At 64.8% G+C, this 6294-nt stretch carries 5 protein-coding genes and 1 pseudogene; 1 reads left to right on the top strand and 5 read right to left on the bottom strand.

The genetic code is table 11. The features are described from left to right. The 4 genes from purH to htpX form a co-directional block, all read right to left on the bottom strand. On the bottom strand, positions 1–1368 hold a 1368-nt coding region (purH, locus tag E5W70_RS08650), incomplete at its 3' end, for a bifunctional phosphoribosylaminoimidazolecarboxamide formyltransferase/IMP cyclohydrolase (protein WP_292656512.1). 84 nt (positions 1369–1452) lie between these two features. Further along, a complete protein-coding gene (locus E5W70_RS08645) occupies positions 1453–3201 on the bottom strand; it encodes a heparinase II/III family protein (protein WP_292656510.1) in 1749 nt (582 codons plus the stop codon). A gap of 146 nt (positions 3202–3347) precedes the next feature. Next, the gene (locus E5W70_RS08640) at positions 3348–4730 is read right to left on the bottom strand and encodes an RsmB/NOP family class I SAM-dependent RNA methyltransferase (RefSeq protein WP_292656508.1); all 1383 of its coding nucleotides are present in this window, start codon (positions 4728–4730) and stop codon (positions 3348–3350) included. Further along, a complete protein-coding gene (gene htpX / locus E5W70_RS08635; protein WP_292656505.1) occupies positions 4727–5743 on the bottom strand; it encodes a zinc metalloprotease HtpX in 1017 nt (338 codons plus the stop codon). Before htpX ends, E5W70_RS08640 begins: the two co-directional genes overlap by 4 nt. A gap of 115 nt (positions 5744–5858) precedes the next feature. Here htpX and E5W70_RS08630 point away from each other — a divergent pair, with 115 nt between their 5' ends. After that, entirely contained in the window at positions 5859–6071 is a 213-nt protein-coding gene (locus E5W70_RS08630) for a DUF1674 domain-containing protein (RefSeq protein WP_292656502.1), read from the top strand. A gap of 18 nt (positions 6072–6089) precedes the next feature. Here E5W70_RS08630 and E5W70_RS08625 read toward each other — a convergent pair. Further along, positions 6090–6294 (bottom strand): annotated as a pseudogene (locus tag E5W70_RS08625) (HAD family hydrolase); the annotation flags it as partial.

The raw sequence follows: 6294 nt of genomic DNA, 5'->3' as shown, positions 1-6294 counted from the left end.
CGAGGAATCGACCCGGCTCATCTGGCCGGCACCGATGCCGACGGTGGCGCCATCCCTGGCATAGACGACGGCGTTCGACTTGACGTGCTTTGCCACGCGAAAGGCGAATTTCAGATCGGCCAATTCGGCTGGTGTCGGAGCGCGCCTGGTCACCACTTTCAGGTCGAGATCATCCACCACCGCATTGTCGCGGCCCTGCACGAGCAAGCCGCCGGCAACCGATTTTAAGCCAAGGCCCGCCGCCCGCGGGTCGGGCAGGCCGCCGGTGACCAGAAGGCGTAGATTCTTCTTGGCGGCAATGATACGGGCTGCTTCTTCGGACGCCTCCGGTGCGATGATCACTTCGGTAAAGGTCTTGACGATCTCTTCGGCGGTTGCTGCATCGAGGATGCGGTTCATGGCGACGATGCCGCCGAAGGCCGAGATCGGATCGCAGGCCAGCGCCTTGGCATAGGCCGCCTGCAGCGAAGCGGCTTCGGCGACGCCGCACGGATTGGCGTGCTTGATGATGGCAATTGCGGCGGAGCGGGCCGGATCGAATTCGCCGACCAGCTCGAAGGCAGCGTCGGTGTCGTTGATGTTGTTGTAGGAAAGCTGCTTGCCCTGAAGCTGGCGCGCCGTGGCGACGCCCGGCCGCCTGTCGCCATTGACATAGAAGCCGGCGCCCTGATGCGGGTTTTCGCCATAGCGCATCACCCATTGCAGCTTGCCGCCGAAGGCGCGCCATGTCGGATGCTCGATCTCAAGCGCCTCGGCGAACCATCCCGAAATCGCCGCATCGTAGGTGGCGGTGCGGGCAAAGGCCTTGGCTGCCAGCTTCTTGCGGAAATCCAGCGACAACGACCCGAAATTCATCTCCAACGCGTTGAGCACCGAGGCATAGTCATCGGGGTCGGTGACGATGCCGACATAGGCGTGGTTCTTGGCCGAGGCTCGGATCATCGCCGGGCCGCCGATGTCGATGTTCTCGACGATCGCCGCGTAGTCGGCGCCGGAGCGACGCACCTCTTCGAACGGATAAAGATTGGAGACGACGAGATCGATCGGCTCGATGCCGTGGTCGCGCATCGCCGCGGCGTGCTCGGGATCGTCGCGCACGCCAAGCAGTGCGCCGTGCACCGACGGGTGCAGCGTCTTGACGCGGCCGTCCATGATCTCGGGAAAGCCGGTGAGCTCGGACACGTCGCGCACCGCCATGCCCGCCTCGGCAAGGGCCCTTGCGGTGCCGCCGGTCGAGACCAGCTCGACGCCGGCCGAGGCCAGCGCCCTGGCGAAATCGATCAGGCCGGTCTTGTCGAAGACGGAGAGCAGCGCGCGACGGATGGGTACAAGGTCGGGCGCGGGAATATTCTTGGCGGCGACGGCCATGGGCTGGCGGCCTTTCCAGTTCTGGTTGGAGAGCGTCCGCGGGCCGTAGCATATGAGGCCCGGAAATCAAGCCGCAAGGCTTGATCAGTGTCTGCCGGTGCCACCGGCTTCAGCTTTTTCCGGACGGCCGGCGATGATGGTGCGCGTCAATTGCCAGTGGACCTCGGAAATTTCCGAGGCCTTGAAGGCAAGCACGATCTGGCGGCTGCGGCGTGGGCCGCCGAGTCCGGCGAAATAGATCGATTCCTCGACCTCGGGCGCCACTTCGGTAGAGGTAAACACCCAGGTGTCGGCATGGTCGGCGGCCAGCACCAGACGGTCATGCTCATCCTGGAGCAGGTTTATATCGGGATGGACATGGAAACGCACCGTGACGAAATCACGGCCATTGTTGCGGATAGAAGCGCCGCCCGGGCGCAGGAAGCGATCCCTGCCGGCAAGCACATTGCCCTCGGTCGATAATTTCAGCTCACGCTCATGCAGGAAGCCGAAGCGCGCCACATAGCCGTCATGGCGAGCGATGAAGCCTTGGCTGCCCCTCTGGTCGGTGCGCTTGCAAGGCACATGCTGCGGTCCGCCGATCAAAGGCGTGCCGAGCAGGTCGTTGACGCGCAGGGAGTGGTTGAAGCGCGACGACGACGTGTCGTTGATGGTGGCGGTCGAGTGGGCGGCGGTGGCGCGGGCAAGCGGCCGGAACTCGGCGGCGCCATAAGTGTCTATTCCGGCGTTGACGATATAGTGCTGGCGGCCCGACGACAATTCGAAGGCGAGGCATCCGGCGTGAGCGGCATTGGATACGTCGACGGGGGGTGGCGGGCCGGTATCGGCGATCACCGTGACACCGCCCATCGACAGGCGCTCATAACCCGAATGCGGCGCGTGCAGCAACGGTGCGCCGGCGGTGTCGTCGTGATGCAGGATGCTGGCGATACGGTCGTGAATAGTGGCGCCCATGCCGTTGAAGCGGGCAAGGCTACCATCCTGATGGCGAAAGAAGCGCAGTGCCGGCAGCATCCGGTCGATGGCGCCGATCAGGGCGACCGGCGGCGTCTCGGCCTGATTGGCGTATGTCTGGCGCAACGGCAGAAGGTCGGCGAGGATTTCAAGCACGGTCATCGGATTGCGCGAGATATGGCCTCCGTCAGGCAGGATCTGGCGGTCGAGCTCCTCGGCGAGATTTCGGGTGGCACCGCGCAGCGCCGAGGCCGGCGCCGGCAGCGACAAAGCGGCAAAGGCCAGCGCAATGCGCGCGCGCAGCCTGTCCTTGCCGTCCGGCATCTCGCGCGCCATGGCGCGCAGATAGCGGATCTGGACGGCGAGCGATTTCAGAAACGCGCGGTAGAACGGAAATTCGGCGCCCTGCAACACGATCGAGGAATGCTGCAGCCAGGCAATGACACGCTTGGCCGTCGTGCCGGGCTCCCAGGCGACGCCGGAAATATAGCTGCCATGGATTGCAATCCAGTCGGAAACCAGCGCCCGCGCGTTGGCGGCGGCGAGCTCGGTACCTGCGGCACGCATATGGCGCAGCCAGCGAAAGCCGTGCAGCGTCTTTTGCCAGCCGGGATTGGGCACATCGATCTGGAAGGGCGATTTGCCGCCTGTCTCGACCAGATGCCCCGAAAGCGGATAGCGGCCGTAATAGATCTCGAGCGCGATCTGAGGGTCGGCGAGACGCAGGTCCGGCGGGGCAATCAGGACGCGCTCCGGCGTGCGGCCTGAGTAGCGCCAGCGATAGAGTGGCCCGGCACGCAAGCGCCGGCGCGTCTTGCGCCAGAACTCCCTCGCGACAAGCGTCCACAGACGCGTCGTGTTACCGGCAGCGATTGCCAAAACCCCTCCTGATCGTCCTCACCCAAGCACAAGTTTATATGATTCAAGAACTTGTGCGAAGGCGAATTCCGCGGCAGCGTGGCCGTTCAGCCTGTTTTCCATGCCTCCTCGCCCCAAGAAGTCGGATGGCGCTTCAAGATCGGCCCTTAGCCGGCTCTGCGCATGCGGGCGGCAAAGAAGCCGTCCAGCCCCGAGCGGCTCGGCGAGCCTAGCTCCAGATCGGCAGGCGTGGTGCGCAACATGCCTTGCGGCGTCAGGAACGGGTCGATGCCGGCGATCTCACCCGGCCGAAGCGGGTCGTCGACGATTTCCGCATCGCCGGCAAGAAAGTCGCGATAGAGCTCTTCGCCTTCCAGCGGATCGAGTGAACAGTTGGAAAAGACGATGCGACCGCCAGGCTTGACCAGGGTGACGGCGCGGGCAAGCAGCCGGCGTTGCAGGTCGGCCAGTTTTTCGACGTCGGCCGCCGTCTTCGTCCAGGGAACGTCGGGATGCCGGCGCACCGTGCCGGTCGAAGAGCAAGGTGCGTCGATGAGGACGGCGTCGAAGCGGTCCTTCGGCTCGTATTTGAGCAGATCGGCCTGGACGATCTCGGCGGCCAGACCGAGCCGTTCGAGGTTTTGCGTCAGCCGTGCCAGCCGCGTTTTGGACATGTCGAGCGCGGTGACGTGGGCGCCGGCGAGGATCAGCTGGGCGGTCTTGCCGCCGGGGGCGGCACAGAGGTCGGCGATTCGCAAACCATTGACGTTGCCGAACAGCCGGGCCGGCAGGCTGGCCGCCGCATCCTGAACCCACCAGGCGCCTTCCGCGAAACCGGGCAGTTCGGTAACGGAAGCGCTGAGCTTTTCCACCCGCACCGTGCCGGTCGGCAAGACAAAGCCGCCGAGCCGTTCGGCCCACAGCGCTGGGTCCGACTTGACCGAGAAATCGACCGGCGCCTCATGGCGATGGGCGAGCAGTATCTGCCTGGCCTTGTCGAGGCCGTAGACCGTTTTCAAACGGTCGGAAAACCATTTTGGCGCCTCGTCGGTGGCGGCAAGTGCGGCCGCGAGCTCGTCCTGCTTGGCCCGCGCCAGCGTGCGCAGCACGCCGTTGACGAGGCCGGAAAAGCGCGCCGTGCGCGGATCGGACTTGGCGTGCGTCACGGCGAGGTCGACTGCGGCGCTGTCGGGAACATCGAGGAACAGGATCTGCGCCGCCGCCACATGCAAGATGTGCGAAAGCGCGGTGGCGTTGGGCGGCAGCGGCTTTTCCAGGCGGCGGGCCAAAAGGCCTGATATGGTCATGCGGTAGCGCAGAGCGGTGACCAGAATAGCGCGCACCAGGGCGCGGTCGCGCAAGTCGAGCGCCTTGTATTGCGGATGGCCGTTCTCATGGTCGGTCAGCCCGTCGAGTGGCGTTTTCGCATCAATGACGGCGGCAAGCAGGCGCGCGGCTGCCTTGCGCGCGGCGAGGCCGGCTACGTACTCGCCGCTCGAATTGTGTTCACGATCGCCTGAAATTCCGTGCCGGCGCTTCGCTAAGCTCACGACCACGGACCTTTGGGTCCGGTCGGATTGCGTCCCCAGGGATTGGGTCTCGGCTTGGCCGGCTCAGGCGGCCTCTCGGGCCGCGCGGCCCTGTCCCACGGACCAGACGGCTGCTGCCCGGTCCCTTCCGGCGCCGGCCTTGGCGTCGCGGCCGCTTCGGGTGCGCCGGCCATTTCGCTCGCCATCCTCTGCAACGCGGCGATGCGGTTTTCTGTGCTCGGGTGAGTGGAAAACAAACTGTCCATACGCTCGCCGGAAAGAGGATTGATGATGAAGAGATGGGCGGTTGCTGGATTGCGCTCGGCATCCGGGTTGCGGATGCGTTCGGCGCCCCGCGCGATCTTGTCAAGTGCCGAGGCGAGCCACAGCGGGTGTCCACAGATTTCGGCACCGCGCCGGTCGGCCTCGTATTCGCGGGTGCGGCTCACCGCCATCTGCACGATCATGGCTGCCAGGGGCGCGACTATCATCGCCACCAGCACGCCGACGATGCCAAAGGAATTGTTGTTGTCGCGGTTGCCGCCGAAAAAGAAGGCGAAATTGCCGAGCATCGAAATTGCGCCGGCAAAGGTGGCGACGATCGTCATGGTTAGCGTATCGCGGTGCTGCACATGGGCGAGCTCATGCGCCATCACCGCCGCGACTTCTTCATGCGAGAGCTGCTCGAGCAGGCCGGTGCTGGCGGCGACAGCGGCATTTTGCGGATTTCGGCCGGTGGCGAAGGCATTGGGCTGCGGATTGTCGATGAGATAGGTTCTCGGGATCGGCAGGCCGGCACGTTGCGCGAGACCCTTCACGATGGCGTAATATTCAGGCGCGTTGCGTTCGTCGACCTCGATCGCACGGTGCATCGACAGCACCATCTTGTCGGCGTTCCAATAGCTGAACAAATTGGTGCCGGCGGCGATCAGCAAGGCAATCATCATACCGCCGGATCCGCCGACCAGATAGCCGACGCCCATGAACAGGGCCGTCATTGCGGCCAAAAGCATGGCGGTGCGAAGGGTGTTCATCGTCTGCTCCGTTCTGGCCCAACAAAGGGGTCGATCCTTGTGGGCCCATCGCTATATGATGGGAAACAGCGGTTCCCGTTTCAATCGGGGCTGTTTCAATCTAGCGGAAGATCGCATGATCGACAAAACCAGCCAAACGCAAGCTAACGGCTCGCCGCAAAAGCCGCTGACGCCGGCAGCTAGGCGCGCCTTGGCCGAGGCCGAGGCCCGGCGGGAGAAATATCGCGAGAAGGAAGCCGCACAACCGAGAGAGATCGGCGGGCGCGGCGGCAAGGAGCCCGGCCGCTATGGTGACTGGGAGGTCAAGGGTCTGACCAGCGACTTTTAGCCCAAGCAGGGTGCCAAACTAGGCAGGCTGCGCGGTCCGCTCCGCTTCGATGGCAATCCAGCCGCTGGCATCGACGGCGATGCCGATCGCTTGATAGCCGGCGATGGTGGCATGTGGCGTCTCCAACGGATGCCGGTGCGTGGCGCTTATCACCACGATTGCGGCGCCCGCGGCTTCGGCCGCCGCAATGCCGGCCGGCGCGTCCTCGAAGACGAGGCAGTTG

It is taken from the genome of Mesorhizobium sp. (assembly GCF_005063415.1).
In the GTDB taxonomy this organism is placed as follows: Bacteria; Pseudomonadota; Alphaproteobacteria; order Rhizobiales; family Rhizobiaceae; genus Mesorhizobium.
The sequence above is the reverse complement of the archived record's forward strand: the minus strand, read 5'-3'. Positions and strand labels throughout refer to the sequence as shown.

Coding starts and splice junctions, on each gene's coding strand:
- htpX (WP_292656505.1), bottom strand. CDS start 5,743: ATGAACACCCTTCGCACCGCCATGCTTTTGGCCGCAATGACGGCCCTG.
- E5W70_RS08630 (WP_292656502.1), top strand. CDS start 5,859: ATGATCGACAAAACCAGCCAAACGCAAGCTAACGGCTCGCCGCAAAAG.